This is a genomic window from Caulobacter sp. 05L422 (assembly GCF_056397765.1).
The window spans coordinates 1-838 of the sequence record NZ_JBFTOB010000050.1; the positions used below are offsets into that span (position 1 = coordinate 1).

Annotated in this window: 2 protein-coding genes; both read right to left on the reverse strand. The window is 68.0% G+C overall.

What is annotated here, in order from left to right; translation table 11 throughout:
* Positions 1-257 (reverse strand): hypothetical protein (locus AC1DMQ_RS25760; RefSeq protein ID WP_477036370.1); only part of this gene is annotated, 257 nt, incomplete at its 3' end.
* A gap of 11 nt (positions 258-268) precedes the next feature.
* Positions 269-838: phosphopantetheine-binding protein (locus tag AC1DMQ_RS25765; protein WP_477036371.1), on the reverse strand; the 570-nt coding region annotated here is incomplete at its 5' end.

The window sequence follows — 838 nt, forward strand, 5'->3', positions numbered from 1 at the left end:
TCCAGCGCCCTCGACAGCGCCACAACATCCAGCTCCCCGCTCAAACGCACCGCCACCGGCACGTTGTACGCCCCGCCAACATCACCCAGATGCTCCACCAGCCACAGCCGCTCCTGCGCGAACGACAGCGCCGAGCCCGTCACCGACCGGCGGGACGTAATCACGCTCGCCCCGCCGCCCCTGGTCTTCAGCTGGGTCAGACGCTGCTGCAGCAGGCGCTTGCGTTGCTCTTCCGGGGCGAGATTGCTCGTGTTCATCACGGTTCCCTTCAGTCGACCAAGGCGGGCTCGCCGGCCAACTGGGCCTCGACTTCCTCGGCGCTCAAATTCTCGATCTCCTCGGTGATCGCCTCCTCGATCCAGTTGGCCAAGGCGGCGACCGTGGGATGGGAGAAAACGACGCGCACGGGGATCGCAATTTCAAAGACGTCGGCCGCGCGGCTCGCGAGCCGCATGGCCAGCAGAGAGTGCCCGCCCGTCTCGAAGAAGTTCGCATTGACCCCGACCGCGGGCACACGGAGGAGCTCCGCGAAAATCCCAGCCAACAGCTCTTCTGAAATGGTGGCCGGAAGATCCTCCGGCGTCTCGGCGACGACCTTGGGCAGGGCCTTGCGATCGACCTTGCCGCTGGGCGTCAGCGGCATGGCCTCCAGGGTGATGAACACCGAGGGGATCATGTAGTCGGGCAGGCGCTCCTGCAGCCAGGACCTCAGCGTCGCCGGCGGGATCGCCAAGGCGTCCTCGGTGCGCACATAGGCCGCCAGCCGCTGGTCCTGGGCCGTCACCACGGCCTCGGCGACGGCGGGGTGGGCGCGCAGGGCGGCCTCGACCTCGCCCAG